This window comes from Corynebacterium sp. Marseille-Q2823, assembly GCF_903645345.1.
Classification (GTDB): Bacteria; Actinomycetota; Actinomycetes; order Mycobacteriales; family Mycobacteriaceae; genus Corynebacterium; species Corynebacterium hiratae.
The window spans coordinates 1-16,750 of sequence record NZ_CAHJXS010000003.1; the positions used below are offsets into that span (position 1 = coordinate 1).

Consider the following 16,750-nt stretch of genomic DNA (forward strand, 5'->3'; position numbering starts at 1 on the left):
CCGCACCCGACTCACGCGCCCTCGACCCCCCCGCCGACCCCTCCCGCCGCGCTGCTTCCTCCCGCCAGCAACCCCGCGCACAGCACCGCCGATAGCCCGCCTCTGTCTGCTGCCGCCAGCGACAGCGAAGGCTGCGCCGTCATGCTGGCGGACGTTGGCAGCGCCGTCAACGAAGCGACCACGCGGTGGACGCGCGCAGGCCTGAGGCTGGTGTCTTCGTTGATGGCGATGCCAAAGTCCGCCAGCATGACGGTGCAGCCTTCGCTGTCGCTGTGGGCAGTAGAAGAAGGCGTGCTATCGGCGATGATGTTCGCGGGTTTGACGTCGCGGTGAATGACCGGCGAAGGCAGGGCCGCCAGGTAGTCCAAGGCCTGTGCGATGGGTGCGAGCAGCTGCACGGTTTCCTCCACCGTGAACTTGGAATTGTCCAAGATGCGCTGGTTGATGTGCGCCTCCAAGCTGGGGCCGCGCAGAAATTTCATAATGAAATAAGGCACGCCACCCGGGGTGATGCCGCCATCGTAGATAGGCACGATGGCCGGATGCTCGAGTGCCGCGACGGTGCGCATCTCCGCCATGAAGCGGCAGACCTCCTCATCATCCTCGGCCGCATGCTGCGCGATGACCTTGATGGCGACTTCGCGGTCCAAGCTCTCCTTGCGGGCGAAGACGATGGTGCCCATGCCACCCGCACCGATTTGGTGGAACTGCGAGTAGCCCTTGGCGCTGAGCTCGGGCTCAAGATCCAAAGGCAGACCGGAAGCGGTGGGCTGGCTGTTCATGGCTATGCGGCGACGATGATGGGCTGGTGAATGACAAAAGGCTCATAACCGGCCTGCCGGATGCTGATCTCTGCGACGAAGTCGCCGGGGTCGGTGAGCCGAGCAACCAGCGTGCACTCGCCGGACTCACAGTCCACGACGAAATCCTCGCCCTCCTTGAGGTGGTGTGACTGGGTGTCGTCGAGAAGCGCCACCTGCCATTCGGCATTGTTGTCCAGATCCGCCTCGTCCCCACTCAAGTTCGTGGCCTGCACGCTGAGGACAAGGGCACCCCCGGTGGCCCACTGCAGCACGCCGGTCGGGGCAGAGCCGCCGATGGCCCCGTCGTAGCGCCGGTTGTCCAGCTCAACGCGCAGGGTTTGGAAACCGTAGGGCTCCACGCCCGAGTAGGTGGCCACGATTTCGTTGACCACTCCTGGGCCCGCTTCCTTCTTCGTGAGCAGGTAGGTGCCGTCATCCTGGCGCAGGTGCGAAGGTTCGCTGGGTTCTGGAATCTCGGAATCGGTGCCCTCGACAGGAACGTCTTCGTGCTGGGACAGGGTGGTCTGGCCCGTGACCGTGAACTTGGGCGCATCCTCCGCGGTGTCTTTGTTCGTCGCGCACGCAGACAGCGCGAGGAGCGCTACGCCGAGTCCAGCTAGCGCGCGCGGAGAGACGGAGGCGAACATTGGTTGTCAGATCCTTGCAGAGGGACAGATGAGGGATAGAAGGGGATAAAAATAGATAGGGGCCAGAATCAGACAAAGAATAACAGCACCGGTGAGCGCTTAAAACAATAATGCTGAATTGTTATGAAAGGTGCGCATAGTAGTGCGGGTGCGCGGCCGCGAATTGGGCGAGCACAATGCGCCATGAGATCTTTTGGCCCGGCTGGAACTGCGGAACGCCGAGCTTTTGCAAGGTCTCCGCCAGCGTCTGAATCTTGCGCTCTACTTTCTTTTCCGTCCAATCCAGGACCTCTGCTAGCTCGCGCTGACTACTCACGACCACCCGTGGCTCCGCGGCGGGGTTGTCGAGGAGCGGCTGAGCGAGGGTCTTGAGCAGCAGGCACTGCTCCTCATTTGGCTCGAAGACGTGGGTGGTAAACGGTCCATCCGGTGGAAGGCTGGGCTGTGGGCTGCGCAGCGACTGCATGACGGTGAGCTCGCACTCGTAGCTCATGGTGGCAGTGGAGAAATAGAGTGTGGACGTTCCCGGGTGCAGAACTTCAATACTGCCGGGGCTGATGAGGGTGCGGCCGAAGCCGCAGGCGGCGGGCGGCTGGATCGTAGCGGCGATGAAACTGCCGATGTTCTTGATGAACCACTGTGAGCCGTTGGACCACACCTGCAGGAACGTGCGGTGCATGGCGGGATCATCGGAGGCCAGTAGGAAGTCCCCCTGGCGGCCAAGGGTGACGCTTTCGGAGACCTCGAGGAGGCGGGAGTGCCCAATCAGATCGTCGATAAGCAGAGTGCCGTGCTGTGCCTGTTGCATCGGGGGAGGCTCCTTCCCGCGGGGATGTAACCAGTGTTGACTGAAGAGTTACTTTACTTTAAGGCTTGCGCGCAGGCGCTTGGCGACGCCTCCCGCTACCTGTTCGCTACCGGCGTACAGTGGTTCTACCTGGGGAAACGAGGTTTTTGAGAAGGGGGGTGCGGAATTCGCGAATGGAGTGTCCGCCCCGCGCGTTAGAGTGGATGACACATTTACAGCGAAAGGTAAGAGGTAATGTTCGAGAGGTTTACTGACCGTGCTCGCCGCGTCATTGTTTTGGCGCAGGAGGAAGCACGCATGCTCAACCACAATTACATCGGCACCGAGCACATCCTCCTGGGGCTTATTCACGAAGGCGAAGGCGTAGCGGCCAAGGCTTTGGAGTCCATGGGTATCTCGCTGGAGGACGTCCGCCGTGAGGTGGAAGAGATTATTGGTCAAGGTTCTCAGCCGCACACCGGCCACATCCCATTTACCCCGCGCGCGAAGAAGGTTCTCGAGCTCTCCCTGCGTGAGGGTCTCCAGATGGGCCACAAGTACATTGGCACTGAGTTCCTGCTGCTCGGCCTCATCCGTGAGGGTGACGGCGTGGCGGCTCAGGTGCTGACCAAGCTGGGCGCCGACTTGCCGCGCGTGCGCCAGCAGGTTATCCAGCTGCTCTCCGGCTACGAAGGGAATGAAGGCGAAGGCGGCCAGTCCCAGGGTGGCCCCGGCCCGGTAGGCGCCGGTGCCGGCGCTGGCCAGGGAGGCCGTGTTGGCCCGGGTGGCTCCGGCGAGCGCTCCAACTCCCTGGTGCTGGACCAGTTTGGCCGCAACCTCACCCAGGCTGCGCGCGACGGCAAGCTGGACCCAGTCGTGGGTCGCGATTCCGAGATTGAACGCATCATGCAGGTTCTGTCTCGCCGGACCAAGAACAACCCGGTGCTCATCGGTGAGCCCGGCGTGGGTAAGACCGCCGTGGTCGAGGGCCTGGCCCTCGATATCGTTAACGGCAAGGTCCCGGAGACCCTCAAGGACAAGCAGCTTTACTCGCTGGACCTCGGCTCCCTGGTGGCTGGCTCGCGCTACCGCGGTGACTTCGAGGAGCGCCTGAAGAAGGTGCTCAAGGAGATTAACCAACGCGGTGACATCATCCTCTTTATCGATGAGATCCACACCCTGGTCGGCGCCGGTGCCGCCGAGGGCGCTATCGATGCTGCTTCCTTGCTGAAGCCGAAACTGGCCCGCGGCGAGCTGCAGACCATCGGTGCCACCACCCTGGATGAGTACCGCAAGCACATTGAGAAGGATGCTGCCTTGGAGCGCCGCTTCCAGCCTGTCAAGGTGGAGGAGCCCTCCCTCGATGACACCATCCTGATCCTCAAGGGGCTGCGCGATAAGTACGAGGCACACCACCGCGTCTCCTACACCGATGAAGCGTTGAAGGCTGCGGCCTCCCTGTCGGACCGCTACATCAATGACCGCTTCTTGCCGGATAAGGCTGTTGACCTCCTCGATGAGGCCGGTGCCCGTATGCGCATCAAGCGCATGACCGCCCCGGAGGGCCTGCGCGAAGTGGATGATCGCATCGCAGAGGTCCGCAAGGAAAAGGAAGCTGCGATTGACGCCCAGGACTTCGAGAAGGCCGCTGGACTGCGCGATAAGGAGCGCAAGCTGGGCGAAGAGCGCGCGGAAAAGGAAAAGCAGTGGCGCTCTGGTGACTTGGAGGAAATCGCCGAGGTCGGCGAGGAGCAGATCGCTGAGGTCCTCGCGCACTGGACCGGCATTCCGGTGCTCAAGCTCACGGAGAAGGAATCCAACCGCCTCCTCAACATGGAAGAGGAGCTGCACAAGCGCATCATCGGCCAGGACGATGCCGTCAAGGCCGTGTCCCGCGCCATTCGCCGCACCCGTGCCGGCCTGAAGGATCCGCGCCGTCCTTCCGGTTCCTTCATCTTCGCCGGCCCCTCCGGTGTGGGTAAGACGGAGCTGTCGAAGTCCCTGGCTAACTTCCTCTTCGGTTCGGATGATGACCTCATCCAGATCGATATGGGTGAGTTCCACGATCGCTTCACCGCGTCCCGCCTCTTTGGTGCTCCTCCGGGATACGTTGGCTACGAAGAGGGCGGCCAGCTGACCGAGAAGGTTCGCCGCAAGCCTTTCTCCGTGGTGCTCTTCGATGAGATCGAAAAGGCCCACAAGGAGATTTACAACACCCTTCTGCAGGTGTTGGAGGATGGCCGTCTGACCGATGGTCAGGGCCGCGTGGTGGACTTCAAGAACACCGTGCTTATCTTCACCTCCAACCTGGGTACCCAGGACATCTCGAAGGCCGTGGGCTTGGGCTTTACCGGCTCTTCGGAGAATGACGCCGATGCGCAGTACGAGCGCATGAAGAACAAGGTCAACGACGAGCTGAAGAAGCACTTCCGCCCAGAGTTCCTCAACCGTATCGATGAGATTGTGGTCTTCCACCAGCTCACCCAGGAGCAGATCGTCGAGATGGTGGAGCTGCTCATCGCCCGCGTAGAGAAGCAGCTCTCCGAGCGTGACATGGGCATCGAGCTCACTCAGAAGGCCAAGGACCTGCTGGCTCAGCGTGGCTTCGATCCGGTCTTGGGTGCTCGTCCGCTGCGCCGCACCATCCAGCGTGAGATTGAGGACCAGCTCTCCGAGAAGATTCTCTTCGGCGAAATCGGTGCGGGTGAAATCATCACCGTGGATGTTGAGGGCTGGGACGGCGAGTCCAAGGACAATTCTTCCGCCACCTTCACCTTCACGCCGCGTCCACGCCCGCTGCCGGAGGACACCTTCGACAATGAGCTCGAGGAGACCGCCGTGCGTGAGGCCGATGAGGAACTCGCCACCGAGATCGATGAGGAGTCCCACGGTCCGGATTCCGATGGTCCTGACACCGTCACCCCGGACGTCCTCGACGAGTCTGGTAGCGATTCCGCTGAGGAATCCCACAACGATGATGGTGATAACGGCAACCCGCCGCCGGCAGGTGCCGGTGCTAGCCAGCCGCTTTAAGCGCTGACTTGGGCCCCGTGCTGGACCCATAAGGAATAAGCCCCGAACCGCATGCGTGTGACACCGCGTGCGGTTCGGGGCTTTCTTTGTGTGTCCTCCAGCCGCGGTGGGAGGCACGCCCCAGTGGGCGGGAAGGCCCAGTGGGCGGGAAGGCCCGCCCACCACTAGAAGGGAATCAGCACACCGTCTCGTGAGATTCGTGCTCCGGGTGCTCGACTTGGATGATGGAGGCGTTTGGTAAAAGGCGTCTGACAAAAGGCATCTGTCATAAGGCGTTTTCACGGCTGAAAACGCCTTTTACGCCTTGTAGATGGCGTTTTTAGACCCAAAGATGCCGTTTGCCAGATGCCTTTTGCGGGACGCCCTTTTGACTTGGTTCAGTTTCGTGCGGAACAATCCCACCCCACCGCCGAAAAGTACCAGGTAGCAGTGTTAGGAGTGACGTTGCTCGCCCGCTCATGACCTAAGCCGGGCTAGAAGGGAATCAGCACACCGTCTCGTGGGATTCGTGCTCCGGGTGCTCGATCTGGATGGTGGAGTGCTCGATGCCGTGTTCGCGCAGGGCCTGCTGGGCGGCATCCAACAGCGGGCCGGTGTCGACGGTACCGTCGCGCACGATGTGCACGGTCGTCAGCACGTTCACGCCGTCCAGGCTCCACAGGTGCAGGTCGTGGATATCGGCAACGCCCTCGACCTCCCGCAGCGCGGGCTCGATCGCACTGGCGTCGAAGTCCGCCGGGACCTGCTCGAGCAGCACGCTCGCCGACAGGCGCATGAGCTGCCAGGCGCGCGGGAGCACCATCGCCGCGATCATCAGGGAGGCGATCACGTCCGCCGCCACAAACCCCGTGGTCAGCACCACGATGCCCGCCACGATCACTGCGACCGAGCCGAGCATATCCACCAGCACGTGCAAGAACGCGCCCTCCACGTTGATTGAGGATTCGCGGTGCCGGTGTAGCACCCACGCCGACAGCGCATTCGCCACAAGGCCAATCACCGCGATGATCAGCATCGTTGTTCCTTGCACCTCAGCCGGGCTCTGCAGGCGGCGCACCGCCTCGACGACAATCCACACCGAGATCGCCAGCACCATCACCGCGTTCGCCAGCGCTGCAAGCACCTCTACTCGCCGGTAGCCGTACGTGGCCTGGGCCGATGCTTGTCGACGCCCAACCAACACCGCGAGTACCGCGATGATGAGCCCAGCGGCGTCGGAAAGCATGTGCATCGCATCCGCCATCAGCGCCATTGAGCCCGCCAACCAGCCGCCGATCAGCTCCGCGAAGAAGACGGTTCCGGTAATGCTCAGTGCAATCAGTAGTGCGCGCAGCGGCGTGCTGGAGTGATCGTGGTCGTGGTGCTCGTGTGCCATGCACTCAGCCTATCCCCGCCGGCGCTTATTGACAATTAAATGAAAATGGATGGCGGCGCCAGGGGGCGATTCTAGGATTCGGCAGGTTGGCAGTTTGACGGTGCGGGGACGTCGCGGAAGCGGTCGATGAGGTAGTTCGTGCCCTGCAGAACCGCGCGGACCGTGGGCGCGGCATGGTTGGTGCCCGAGCCTGGGTTCACGTTGACCGCCCAGGCGTCCTCAAAGTAGACGGTCCCGCCGGCAGCACAGAAGTCGTGGGCCATGCGGCGTGCTTGCTGGTAGGGGATGATGTCATCGGTCGGGGAGTTGACCACCATCATCGGGGCATTGAGAGCACGCTGGCCAAGGCGCTGCTCGTGCAGCATGCGGGAGGCCACCGGCTTGCGGCGCAGGAGCTCGGCGAAGGATTCACCGCTCGTGGTCAGCTCACTGGTTCGAACATTTCCCCAGGTAGACATCGATTCGCGCAAGCAAAAGGTGGCGGCGTCGGCGAGGAATCTGTGGCCGCGCGGATTCATCTCACCGATGATCTCCCGGGAGAACTCTGGGCTACGCTCCGCAAAACCATTGATGGCGTAGCCCAACACGTGAACGAGGGCTGAGCCGTCGACCGCCTGCATTACCTCGAAGAGGTCCGCTGGCGGTGCGCCAGCGAAGGTTCCCTTGACGTTGAGCCCGGGGGCGTAGCTAGCGGCGTATTCGCCTGCAGCGGCAGCTGCACCGCCGCCTTGGGAATAGCCGACAAATCCCACGGGGGAATCGGAGGGAGCACCGGCGAGCCGGAGCGCGGCGCGGGCGGCGTCAAGAACCGCGTGGGCCTCCTCGACGTTGTTGACATAAGAATGGTGCCCCGGGGTTCCGAGCCCGATGTAGTCCGTGACTACGACGCGCACACCTTGGGAGGCCGCATAGTTATACACGCGCGTGGCCGCAGCTTCATAGCGCTGGTCAACGCGGTTGCCGTCGGCGGCGAAACGGGCTCGGGACGGTGCACACTGGTCACCCGCCCCACGCGTTCCCGGCGCGTAGACGATAGTTGGGCGCTCGCCCGGCCCGTTCCATGGTGCTGAGGGCTCGTAGACCATGCCGGTCACCGTGGTGGGTGTGCCATCCATGAGGGTGGAGGAATAAGAGATAACAGTGGCCTTAACACCGGGTTGTTCTATCGGTGACGCCGATTGGACGCTGCCCGGCTCCACCGCGTGGGCGGCGGGTGACGCCAGAATAAGAGCAGCGGTGGCCGTCAGCACTGTTAACAGGGATTTTATTCGCACAAAGCTCAGAGTAGCCTGCGGCGTCGTGGTGCGCATCCGCGCTAAGCTGGCACGCATGGGAATTTATTATCGCAAGCGCAAGAAGACCGGAAAGAACAGCTGGATCAACCTCTCCGGCTCCGGTGCCTCGATGTCGACGAAGGTCGGCCCCGTGACGTTTAACTCCCGCGGCGGCATGTGGGTCAACCTGCCCGGTGGCCTGAATTTCCGGGGACGCTGGCGCTAATGACATCTCACCCCAACAGCGACTATGTCCGTATGGGGTACGAGGCCGACGTCGTCTTGCGCCTAGGCATGATGCTCATGGGGGCGGGAACGTCCGGCTACCGCGTCCTGCGCGGCATGAAACGTGCCGCCCGTGCGCTCGGCTTTGATCGGCTCGACGCCAACGTTGGCGTCACCCAGATAACATGCACGTTTCACCGCGGCCGCGAGTTTCGCACCGTGGTGGCCCAGCAGCATTCACCCGCCGTCGACGCCTCCCGCATCGAGGCGCTGGAGGATCTCACCCACCACAGGCTGTACGCGGGCATTACTGCGGAAGAGCTCACGGAGATGCTTGATTCCATCGAGTCAACGGTGGTCAAGCGTTGGAACCGCTGGCTCTTGGCTGCAGCGGCAGCTATTGCGTGCGCCTCTTTCGCGGTCCTGAACTTCTTCACGCCGCTGGCGATTCTCCTAGTGGCTCTCGCCGCTTTCTGCGGCCAGCTCACCCGCGCGGTCTTGCACGGCAAGCACGTTCACCAGCTGGGTTGCATCGTGGCGGCCGGAACTGTGGCTAGCCTCGTGTACTTCTTCACCACCGAGGCTGTGGCCGCCGCCGGGGTGGCGGACCCGTCGGAGTTTTCCTCGGGCTATGTGGCCGCCGTACTTTTCCTCATTCCCGGCTTCCCGCTATTCTCCGCGCTCATTGATCTCGCGCGCTTCGACTTCGAGGCCGGACTATCCCGCCTGACCTACGCGCTGACGGTGATCACAGCTGCGACCTTTACCGTGGCCTTAGTCAGCTGGACCACGGAACTCACCCCGGAACCGGGAATTCCGGACTATGCGCCCGTGTGGTACCTCGCCGCCGCGGCGGCCAGCTTCCTAGGCATTTCCGGATTCGCGTTCCTCTTTAACTCCTCGCGCCGGATGGTGCTCGTGGCGGCCGCGGTGGGAACGGTGGCCAACCTTGTGCGCCTGCTCCTCATCGGCGTCGGGGCCACGGCCTACGTCGGCGCCTTCGTAGGTGGTCTCATCGTCGGGCTCTTGGGTGCGGTGGCCTCCACACGCGCACACCTACCGCGCATCACCACGACGGTGCCCGCGTCCGTCATCATGATCCCGGGCACCTCCATGTTCCGCACTGTCTATCACCTCAACGTGGGTAACATGGACCAGGCGTTGAGCAACTTCGCTACCGCCTCGATGGCCGTGGCAGCCATCGGCTGTGGGCTTATCCTCGCGCGCCTGTTGACCGACCGTGACTGGACCTTCGGCCACCTCATCGACTTCTCACATGTGCCTAGTGCGGAAGGTGGAACAAACCCTCGTCGTTGACATCCATCAACCCATCCTCGAGCAGTGAGGCTTGTGCGCGCGAGCGCTGTGCCGCGTCCGGCCATACCGCGTCGAGCGCGGATTGCTCGACGGGATGAGGGGTGGCGCGGAGGACGTCGAGAAGCAGCCCTCGCACCTGCCGGTCCGTACCGGTGAACTTTTGCACTCGCTTCTTGGCCCGCGCGGTCTCTTCTTCGCTGGGCTCCGGACAGCCCGCGAGCTGCCAAGCGCACGTGGACTTGATGGGGCAGGCGGCACAATCGGGATTCTTCGCCGTGCACACCAGCGCGCCGAGCTCCATGAGCGCGGCTGAAAAGCGCGGACCGTTCTCTTTTGGAAGCAGGGCTTCTACCTGCGCCAACTCGCGTTTTGCGGGAGGTGGCGCCAGGAAGCGGCCCTCCTCGGCGCGGGCATGGACGCGGCGGACGTTGGTATCTACCACCGGGACGTTGTGGCCAAAATGGAAGCAGGCCACCGCACGGGCGGTGTACTCACCGATCCCCGGTAGCGCCAAGAGCTTGTCGACATCCCCCGGGACCGGTCCCTCACCAATCTCCTTCGCGCATTCCCACAAGCGCAGCGCGCGGCGCGGGTAGCCCAGCTTGCCCCACGCGCGCAGGACATCCGCTTTGGAAGCCGCCGCGAGGTCCTGCGGGGTGGGCCAGCGGCGCATCCACTCCTCCCACTGCGGGGCGACGCGCGCGACGGGTGTTTGCTGGCTCATGACCTCGCTTAAGAGCACGCCCCATGCCGAGGTCCCTGGCTCGCGCCACGGTAGGGGACGCTCATGGGCATCGAACCATTCCACGACAGCTTGGGTATCCATAGGCACCTCAGTGTAGGCGGTGGGGACTAGAGTAAGGATCATGCCTTTAGTAGATGTCCCTCAAAACCCGCAGAAGGTGTGGGAAGCCCTCCAGGAAGGTAACCACCGCCTGGTGACGGGCCACCTCATCGACGTTAATCAGGATGCGAAGCTGCGCGCTGGCCTGACCCAAGGCCAGGACCCACGCGTCATCGTGCTGGCCTGCTCCGATTCCCGCGCGCCCATTGAGCACGTGTTCAACATTGGTTTCGGCGATGCCTTCGTCATCCGCACCGCCGGTCACATTCTGGACAGCGCGGTGATGGCGTCGCTGGACTATGCCCTGGAGAATCTCAAGGCCAACCTGCTCGTGGTGATGGGGCATCAGTCCTGCGGTGCGGTGGGCGCAGCCGCGGACTTCCTGGCGGGCGGCGATCTGCCGACGGGCCTGCAGCGTCCGATCATTGAGCGCGTGGCCGCTGCCTCGATGGTGGCCAAGCGTGATGGCCGCGAGGAGCTCGCCGATTTCGAGCGCGAGAATACCGCGCAGACAGTCTCCCAGATCATTTCTGACGTGCCGGCTGCGCGCCAGCTTCTCGACGCCGGCACGCTCGGCATCGTCGGCCTGCGCTACCTCCTAGAGGATTCCAGCGTGGAGACCGTCGTCCTGCACGGCGTTCACTAGGCTCGCCGGCTGGCCCGGGCACTGGGCGGGACTAAGCGCATAGAAGTCGCTGCTCAAGACACGCGGCCCCGGGCTGGCCCGGGTTGGGCTCTAGTCCCCTTAAACTAAGAGCTGTGACTGAGCCATCCCGTACCCCGAAGCAGCTGCCGCGAGAGATTTACCTGCGTCGCCGCATCGCCGCGCTCGTGGCGATTCTGGTACTCGTGGTCATCCTTATTTGGGCTGCTACCGCGCTCTTTAGCGGTTCGAAGGAGGACCCGGGAGCCGAGTCGCAGCAGGCGGCGGCGTCGGGAACTCTGACTCCGTCGGAGGATGCAACCTCGGCGGTGGAGACGACGGAATCCACTGCGTCTGAGGAATCCACCGAGCCCGAGGCGGGGGAGGCGGACAAAGAAGAACCGACCTCCGAGGCAAAGCCAGCTGAGCTCACCGTTGATCCATCCAAGACAACGTGTTCCCTCCAAGACCTTAAAGTGATGGCCAAGACCAACGAGGACAGCGTCCCCGCTGGCAAGATGCCCACCTTCTACTTGGAGGTATTTAACCCGACGACGGAGGACTGCTCCATCGATCTCGATGAAGAGCAGCTGCGTTTCGAGGTCTACAAGATGGGCTCGAACGAACGCGTGTGGTCCGATACCGATTGCTATGCCTCGGTAGAAACCGGCAAGCAGACTTTCAAGTCCGGTGAGACGCGCTACTTCCAGGCGGATTGGTCCCGCAAGCGCTCCGAGCCGGGCCAGTGCACCGAGCGCGAGGAAGCCGAGCCGGGCGCTTACTTCCTGCATACTGTCATCGGGGAAAACTACTCCCCAGCGTTGCCGTTCAACTTGCTTTAAGCGCTGCAATCGCCTCGCTCAGGGTTGCGGCTTGGCGCACCTGTATGCCGCCGCCGACATCTACCTTTCCGGGCGGGACGATGGCGTAGCGGTAACCCAAGCGGGACGCTTCTGCCAAGCGGCGGTCTAGGTTCGGTACGCGGCGAACTTCGCCGGCCAAGCCCACCTCGCCGATGACCACCGTCTTCGGTGGTAGCGGCTGCTCGTGCAAGGAAGACCACGTGGCGAGCGCTACGGCAAGATCCGTCGCCGGCTCTTGAATCTTCATGCCGCCCACCGTGGCCACGTAAGCGTCCTTATCGTTGGTGCGTTCACCGGCGCGGGCCTGCAGTACGGCGAGCACCATCGGGACACGGTTGGCATCGAGCCCCGTGACCACGCGCCGCGGGTTCTTCGCCACGGGGTCGACGGTCAGCGCCTGCACCTCCGCCAGGATGGGGCGCACGCCATCCATGGCGACGGTCACCGCTGAACCGTCTGGGGTGCTGCCGCGGTGGGAGAGGAAGAGGCCGGAAGGGTCCGCCACCTCCCGGATGCCGGCGGCGGTTTGCTCAAAGCAGCCCATCTCATCGGTGGCGCCGAAGCGGTTCTTGAGTCCCCGGAGCAGACGCAGGGAGGATTGACGGTCACCTTCAAAGTTCAACACGACGTCCACGAGGTGCTCGAGCACGCGCGGGCCAGCGACGTTGCCGTCCTTGGTCACGTGTCCGACGAGGAGGATGGGGATGCCGGTGGTTTTGGCCAGCGTGGTCAGGGCTGCGGTCACCGCACGCGACTGTGCCACGCCACCGGCTACGCCCTCCACCCCGGCCGCGTGCATGGTTTGGACGGAGTCCACGATGAGGAGGCTGGGCTTGAGCTGTTCGACGTGACCAAAGACGACATCCAAATTCGATTCGGCCGCGAGGTAGAGCGTCTCGTGCAAGGCCCCGGTCCGCTCGGCCCGGGCGCGGACCTGCCCGGCGGATTCCTCGGCCGTGGCATAGAGGGCGGTGCGGCCCAGCTGCGCCCAGCGGGAGGCGACCTCCAATAACAAAGTGGATTTTCCGACTCCCGGCTCACCCGCCATGAGCACCACCGAACCGGGAACGATGCCGCGGCCAAGAACGCGATCGAGCTCCCCGATGCCAGTGTTGAGGGCCTTCGTGGCGGCAGCGCCCACCTTCGTAATCGGAACCGCTGGGCTCGTCGGTGTCAGGCCGGTTGGTCGGCGTCCAGACACAGCGGCCTGGGCCGCGGTGCTGCTTTCTGACGCCGCGGTTTCCTGCAACGTTCCCCATGAACCGCACTCGGGGCAGCGGCCAAGCCACTTGGGGGAGACGAAGCCGCATTCAGAGCACGTGTGGACGGGACGAACCTTTTTTGCCATGCCCATCACTCTAGTAAGTGGTGTGGACATTCACGTCGCGGGCAGGATCGCACCCTTTTCATCGCGCGGGATATGCACAGAGGCGCTACAGTGTTAGCCAGGTTACATCTTGTGTGTGCCTGCCCCCTCTTTATCCCCGTCCGATTTCTCACAACAAGAAGGTATTTCCATGAAGATTCGTCGTACCCTCGTCGCCGCTGGCGCTTCTGCCGCCGTCGCCCTCGCTGGCACCCCGGCTGCTTCTGCCGCACAAGCTCCCGAGCCGCTGGCCACTGTTCTGACCGAGATCACCAACGTCGCTGGCTATGAGGCTCAGAACCTCATCCTCGTCCCGGCGGCGCTGTCCTCCTTGGGCTTCCTGTCGAACCTGCTGTCCTAGTCCAGTTCACTTACCCCCACACCTCACTATTCAAGGAGAACCCATGAAGATTCGTCGTACCCTCGTTGCTCTGGCCGCTGCTACCTCCCTGGCTGTAGCCGGCGCCCCGGCCGCTTCCGCCGCTACCTACCCGGAACCGCTCAACCAGGTTATGGATGAGATGGTGAAGTACGGCGGCCCGCAGGCGCCGAACCTGCTTCTCATCCCGGCTGCCCTGTCCTCTCTGGGCATTCTTAACTCTCTGCTTGTGATGACTACGGCATCCTCGCGAGCTTAAGAGTTTCCTGCGTTCGCTGAGGAGCGTTAAACGCACACCGCCCCAACTGCCAAAGTTGAAGCCCGTGATTCGGGCGGGAAAACTTTGGCGGCTGGGGCGGTTTTCTATGAAGAAAAGGCTTACTTGTTCTCGGCGTAGCCCTCGGTGGACTGCGGGTCGCGGTCAAAGTCACCGGACTGCAGCGGGGAGGCGGACACGGTGGCGTCAACCTCGATGGTGCCGGTGTTAAAAGTGAAGGTCACCGGGCGGGCGCCGCCGAAGGCGAAGCCGTCGTTCTCCAGGGTGGTGGCCACGTAGGTGATGTTCTTGTCCTTGCCGTCCTTCGGGAGACGGTCCAGGTTCGTCTGGGAATCAGCGTAGAGGGCGTGATCGCGAGGAAGCGGCTCTGCGCCTTCCAGTGGTACGTCCTGGCCGTCGACGCTCACGGACTCGAGGATGACGTCGTCGACCTTGTAGCCCTGGTTGACGGCCACGAACTTCAGGGAGGTCTCACCGGTGTCCGGCTCAACCTGAATGGTGACGTCACGCACGGCCACCTTGCCATCTTCGGTGCTTGCGGATGCGCCGTCGACAGCAATGACCTTTTCCGCGGTCTGTGCAACATGACCGGCCGAGCAGGACGCCAAGGCCAGCGCGGAGAGGGCGGTAACTGACATGATGGCACCGCAGCGAGCGGCGGACTTCAGGGACTGCACTGTGAGTGTCCTCCATTGAATTGCGATCACAAAGCTTATCAACGCTTTAGCCTAGTACCTCCGCAGTAAAAGCACACAGTTTCCGACAAACCTCTTGGGTAAACCGGGGGTAGCCGCGCTTTATGTTGGCCGTCATCGTGGTGTAAAGCGAGCTGCTCTACGGGCCTGGGTGGGGGAGCAGTGCCGGAAAACTGCGTGCTAGAGTAGATACCCTGTATATGCGGCCCACTGAGAGTACGCCGAGAGCGCACGATGGGCACCGTCTCAAAGGCTTCATAAGGAGTGGCAATGGAATTTAAGGTCGGAGAGGTCGTCGTCTACCCCCACCACGGCGCCGCCAAGATTACGGCGATTGAAACGCGCGAGATGGGCGGCGAGGAGCTCGAGTATCTCGTCCTCCAGATCAACCAGTCCGATCTCGTGGTTCGTGTGCCCTCCAAGAACGTTGAGATGGTGGGCGTGCGTGATGTTGTGGGCAAGGAAGGCCTCGAGAAGGTCTTCTCCGTCTTACGCGAAGAAGACGTGGAGGAGGCCGGCAACTGGTCCCGCCGCTACAAGGCCAACCAGGAGCGCCTTGCATCCGGCGATATCAACAAGGTGGCAGAAGTCGTGCGTGACTTGTGGCGCCGCGATCAGGACCGCGGCCTGTCCGCCGGCGAGAAGCGCATGCTTGCCAAGGCCCGCCAGATTCTGGTCGGTGAGCTTTCCCTGGCTAAGCCGGTCGATGACAAGAAGGCGGACACCATGATGGAGGAAATCAACGCCACCATCGAGCGCCACCGCGCCGCCGGCTTGGTCGAGGACAAGTCCATCACCACCGACATTGACAATGACGTCGATCTCGATGACCTCTCCTTCGACGACGAAGACTAATACCCGCCGCGTGATCGCCCTCGTCGCGGCGGCCGGTCAGGGAACGCGCCTTGGCGCTGATATTCCTAAGGCCTACGTGGAGCTGCGCGGAAGTACCCTGCTTGAGCGCTCCGTGAAGGCCATGATTACCTCGGAATTTGTCGATGAAGTCATCGTTCTCGTCAGCCCCGCCATGGAGGATTATGCCGCCAGCATCCTCGACCGCATCGATTCTGATGTGCCCGTACGCATCGTCCACGGCGGGGGTGAGCGCGCCGATTCCGTCTGGGGGGGCCTGCAAGCCATCCCAGATGAGGATGCCGTGGTGCTGGTCCACGACGCCGCCCGGGCGTTGACGCCGCCGGGGATGATCGCGCGCGTCGCCAAGCGCGTGCTCGACGGTGCCACCGCGGTCATCCCGGTCCTTCCCGTCGCGGACACCATCAAAGAAGTCGAGGGGACCACGGTGCTGTCTACTCCGGATCGCTCCCGCCTGCGTGCCGTGCAGACGCCGCAGGGTTTTAACCTGGCCGCGCTGCGCCGCGCCAACCTAGACTATTGGGCGCAGGACCCTGACTTTGTCGCCACGGATGACGCCAGCCTCATGGAATGGCACGGCGAGCGCGTGGAGACCGTGCAGGGAGATACCTTCGCGTTTAAAATCACCACTCCCATCGACCTCGTCCTGGCGAAGGCCGTGACGGATGAGGCCGAACCGACCATCTTCGAGGTGCCTAGTGACTAACCCCATCATCCCGCGCGTGGGAATCGCCACCGATGCCCATCAGATCGAGCCCGGAAAACCCTGCTGGATTGCAGGCCTTCTCTTTGAGGACGTGGATGGCTGCGAGGGCCACTCCGATGGGGACGTGGTGAGCCACGCGCTTGTCGACGCTCTGCTTTCCGCCTCCAGCCTCGGCGACCTCGGCTCCTTCGTTGGCGTGGGCCGGCCAGAGTACGACGGGGTTTCCGGCGCCCAGCTGCTGCGTGAGTGCCGCGAGCTGCTGGAAAAGGAAGGCTTCATCATCGGCAACGCCGCTGCGCAACTGGTTGGCCAGAGCCCCAAGATGGGCCCGCGGCGGAAGGAAGCCGAGGCCGTTCTGAGCGACATCCTCGGCGCCCCAGTGTCCGTCTCTGCGACGACGACGGATCACCTTGGCTTCACCGGCCGCAAGGAGGGCCGCGCTGCCGTGGCCACGGCCGTAGTCTGGCGCGCTCCCAATTCCTAACGTAAAGTCATCAGAAAAGGAGGACGCTGTGGCTTTGACAATGCGAATTACCAATACCGAGGCACTTCGTGCTCGGCACGACGAACTCCTGCACGCCTTGGAAGCTGTGGTAGGGGAAAACCTTAGCTCTGAAGATTTGCGGATGCTTGCAGAGTCCGG

The 16,750-nt window shown here is 63.0% G+C and carries 18 protein-coding genes; 10 read left to right on the plus strand and 8 right to left on the minus strand.

Features of this window, described 5'->3' with window-relative positions:
• Positions 1-11: 11 nt before the first annotated feature.
• The 3 genes from HWX44_RS03805 to HWX44_RS03815 form a co-directional block, all read right to left on the minus strand.
• On the minus strand, positions 12-782 hold the full coding sequence (locus HWX44_RS03805; protein ID WP_175973269.1) for a serine/threonine-protein kinase: 771 nt from the start codon (positions 780-782) through the stop codon (positions 12-14).
• Between the two features lie 2 nt (positions 783-784).
• Positions 785-1,450, minus strand: coding sequence for a hypothetical protein (locus HWX44_RS03810; protein ID WP_175973271.1), 666 nt, complete (start codon positions 1,448-1,450; stop codon positions 785-787).
• A gap of 121 nt (positions 1,451-1,571) precedes the next feature.
• The gene (locus HWX44_RS03815) at positions 1,572-2,258 is read right to left on the minus strand and encodes a hypothetical protein (RefSeq protein ID WP_175973273.1); all 687 of its coding nucleotides are present in this window, start codon (positions 2,256-2,258) and stop codon (positions 1,572-1,574) included.
• Positions 2,259-2,492: 234 nt separating this feature from the next.
• Between HWX44_RS03815 and HWX44_RS03820 the strand changes: the two genes are divergently transcribed.
• Positions 2,493-5,270: an ATP-dependent Clp protease ATP-binding subunit gene (locus tag HWX44_RS03820; protein ID WP_175973275.1), complete on the plus strand. Its 2,778-nt coding sequence runs from the start codon at positions 2,493-2,495 to the stop codon at positions 5,268-5,270.
• Positions 5,271-5,754: 484 nt separating this feature from the next.
• Here HWX44_RS03820 and HWX44_RS03825 read toward each other — a convergent pair whose 3' ends face one another.
• Together HWX44_RS03825 and HWX44_RS03830 are read right to left on the minus strand one after the other, a co-directional pair.
• Complete coding sequence (locus tag HWX44_RS03825) at positions 5,755-6,645, minus strand: cation diffusion facilitator family transporter (protein WP_175973277.1); 891 nt, start codon at positions 6,643-6,645, stop codon at positions 5,755-5,757.
• Positions 6,646-6,716: 71 nt separating this feature from the next.
• Complete coding sequence (locus HWX44_RS03830; RefSeq protein WP_254868098.1) at positions 6,717-7,976, minus strand: lipase family protein; 1,260 nt, start codon at positions 7,974-7,976, stop codon at positions 6,717-6,719.
• Between HWX44_RS03830 and HWX44_RS03835 the strand changes: the two genes are divergently transcribed.
• Complete coding sequence (locus HWX44_RS03835) at positions 7,975-8,145, plus strand: DUF4236 domain-containing protein (RefSeq protein ID WP_080975064.1); 171 nt, start codon at positions 7,975-7,977, stop codon at positions 8,143-8,145. The genes HWX44_RS03830 and HWX44_RS03835 overlap by 2 nt on opposite strands.
• Entirely contained in the window at positions 8,145-9,461 is a 1,317-nt protein-coding gene (locus HWX44_RS03840) for a threonine/serine ThrE exporter family protein (protein ID WP_049154726.1), read from the plus strand. Before HWX44_RS03835 ends, HWX44_RS03840 begins: the two co-directional genes overlap by 1 nt.
• On the opposite strand, the gene HWX44_RS03845 is transcribed toward HWX44_RS03840, so the two are convergent.
• Entirely contained in the window at positions 9,427-10,287 is an 861-nt protein-coding gene (locus HWX44_RS03845; RefSeq protein WP_071409488.1) for an A/G-specific adenine glycosylase, read from the minus strand. The two genes, HWX44_RS03840 and HWX44_RS03845, sit on opposite strands and share 35 nt — an antisense overlap.
• 40 nt (positions 10,288-10,327) lie before the next feature.
• Here HWX44_RS03845 and HWX44_RS03850 point away from each other — a divergent pair, with 40 nt between their 5' ends.
• Both HWX44_RS03850 and HWX44_RS03855 read left to right on the plus strand, forming a co-directional pair.
• On the plus strand, positions 10,328-10,951 hold the full coding sequence (locus HWX44_RS03850) for a carbonic anhydrase (RefSeq protein WP_070515866.1): 624 nt from the start codon (positions 10,328-10,330) through the stop codon (positions 10,949-10,951).
• 113 nt (positions 10,952-11,064) lie between these two features.
• On the plus strand, positions 11,065-11,790 hold the full coding sequence (locus HWX44_RS03855; RefSeq protein WP_049154729.1) for a hypothetical protein: 726 nt from the start codon (positions 11,065-11,067) through the stop codon (positions 11,788-11,790).
• Here the strand turns inward: HWX44_RS03855 and radA are convergent.
• A complete protein-coding gene (radA, locus tag HWX44_RS03860; protein WP_049154761.1) occupies positions 11,777-13,159 on the minus strand; it encodes a DNA repair protein RadA in 1,383 nt (460 codons plus the stop codon). The two genes, HWX44_RS03855 and radA, sit on opposite strands and share 14 nt — an antisense overlap.
• Before the next feature lie 169 nt (positions 13,160-13,328).
• On the opposite strand from radA, the gene HWX44_RS03865 reads away from it, so the two are divergent.
• Both HWX44_RS03865 and HWX44_RS03870 read left to right on the plus strand, forming a co-directional pair.
• Positions 13,329-13,538, plus strand: a complete 210-nt coding sequence (locus HWX44_RS03865; RefSeq protein ID WP_070546290.1) for a hypothetical protein — start codon at positions 13,329-13,331, stop codon at positions 13,536-13,538.
• A 43-nt stretch (positions 13,539-13,581) separates the two neighbouring features.
• Positions 13,582-13,815: a hypothetical protein gene (locus HWX44_RS03870; RefSeq protein WP_070821337.1), complete on the plus strand. Its 234-nt coding sequence runs from the start codon at positions 13,582-13,584 to the stop codon at positions 13,813-13,815.
• Positions 13,816-13,934: 119 nt separating this feature from the next.
• Here the strand turns inward: HWX44_RS03870 and HWX44_RS03875 are convergent, their stop codons facing one another.
• On the minus strand, positions 13,935-14,510 hold the full coding sequence (locus HWX44_RS03875) for a hypothetical protein (protein ID WP_158381538.1): 576 nt from the start codon (positions 14,508-14,510) through the stop codon (positions 13,935-13,937).
• 288 nt (positions 14,511-14,798) lie between these two features.
• Here HWX44_RS03875 and HWX44_RS03880 point away from each other — a divergent pair, with 288 nt between their 5' ends.
• From HWX44_RS03880 to ispF, 3 genes are read left to right on the plus strand one after another with little or no spacing between them, the layout of a single operon-like run.
• Positions 14,799-15,383 carry a CarD family transcriptional regulator gene (locus HWX44_RS03880; RefSeq protein ID WP_046649265.1) on the plus strand — a complete coding sequence of 195 codons (585 nt, stop codon included), beginning with the start codon at positions 14,799-14,801 and terminating at the stop codon, positions 15,381-15,383.
• Positions 15,355-16,107: a 2-C-methyl-D-erythritol 4-phosphate cytidylyltransferase gene (gene ispD, locus HWX44_RS03885; RefSeq protein ID WP_175973583.1), complete on the plus strand. Its 753-nt coding sequence runs from the start codon at positions 15,355-15,357 to the stop codon at positions 16,105-16,107. Before HWX44_RS03880 ends, ispD begins: the two co-directional genes overlap by 29 nt.
• A complete protein-coding gene (gene ispF, locus HWX44_RS03890; protein ID WP_175973279.1) occupies positions 16,100-16,591 on the plus strand; it encodes a 2-C-methyl-D-erythritol 2,4-cyclodiphosphate synthase in 492 nt (163 codons plus the stop codon). Before ispD ends, ispF begins: the two co-directional genes overlap by 8 nt.
• Positions 16,592-16,750: the final 159 nt, after the last annotated feature.

Coding starts and splice junctions, on each gene's coding strand:
- HWX44_RS03805 (WP_175973269.1), bottom strand. CDS start 782: ATGAACAGCCAGCCCACCGCTTCCGGTCTGCCTTTGGATCTTGAGCCC.
- HWX44_RS03810 (WP_175973271.1), bottom strand. CDS start 1,450: ATGTTCGCCTCCGTCTCTCCGCGCGCGCTAGCTGGACTCGGCGTAGCG.
- HWX44_RS03815 (WP_175973273.1), bottom strand. CDS start 2,258: ATGCAACAGGCACAGCACGGCACTCTGCTTATCGACGATCTGATTGGG.
- HWX44_RS03820 (WP_175973275.1), top strand. CDS start 2,493: ATGTTCGAGAGGTTTACTGACCGTGCTCGCCGCGTCATTGTTTTGGCG.
- HWX44_RS03825 (WP_175973277.1), bottom strand. CDS start 6,645: ATGGCACACGAGCACCACGACCACGATCACTCCAGCACGCCGCTGCGC.
- HWX44_RS03835 (WP_080975064.1), top strand. CDS start 7,975: ATGGGAATTTATTATCGCAAGCGCAAGAAGACCGGAAAGAACAGCTGG.
- HWX44_RS03830 (WP_254868098.1), bottom strand. CDS start 7,976: ATGCGTGCCAGCTTAGCGCGGATGCGCACCACGACGCCGCAGGCTACT.
- HWX44_RS03840 (WP_049154726.1), top strand. CDS start 8,145: ATGACATCTCACCCCAACAGCGACTATGTCCGTATGGGGTACGAGGCC.
- HWX44_RS03845 (WP_071409488.1), bottom strand. CDS start 10,287: ATGGATACCCAAGCTGTCGTGGAATGGTTCGATGCCCATGAGCGTCCC.
- HWX44_RS03850 (WP_070515866.1), top strand. CDS start 10,328: ATGCCTTTAGTAGATGTCCCTCAAAACCCGCAGAAGGTGTGGGAAGCC.
- radA (WP_049154761.1), bottom strand. CDS start 13,159: ATGGCAAAAAAGGTTCGTCCCGTCCACACGTGCTCTGAATGCGGCTTC.
- HWX44_RS03865 (WP_070546290.1), top strand. CDS start 13,329: ATGAAGATTCGTCGTACCCTCGTCGCCGCTGGCGCTTCTGCCGCCGTC.
- HWX44_RS03870 (WP_070821337.1), top strand. CDS start 13,582: ATGAAGATTCGTCGTACCCTCGTTGCTCTGGCCGCTGCTACCTCCCTG.
- HWX44_RS03880 (WP_046649265.1), top strand. CDS start 14,799: ATGGAATTTAAGGTCGGAGAGGTCGTCGTCTACCCCCACCACGGCGCC.
- ispD (WP_175973583.1), top strand. CDS start 15,355: ATGACCTCTCCTTCGACGACGAAGACTAATACCCGCCGCGTGATCGCC.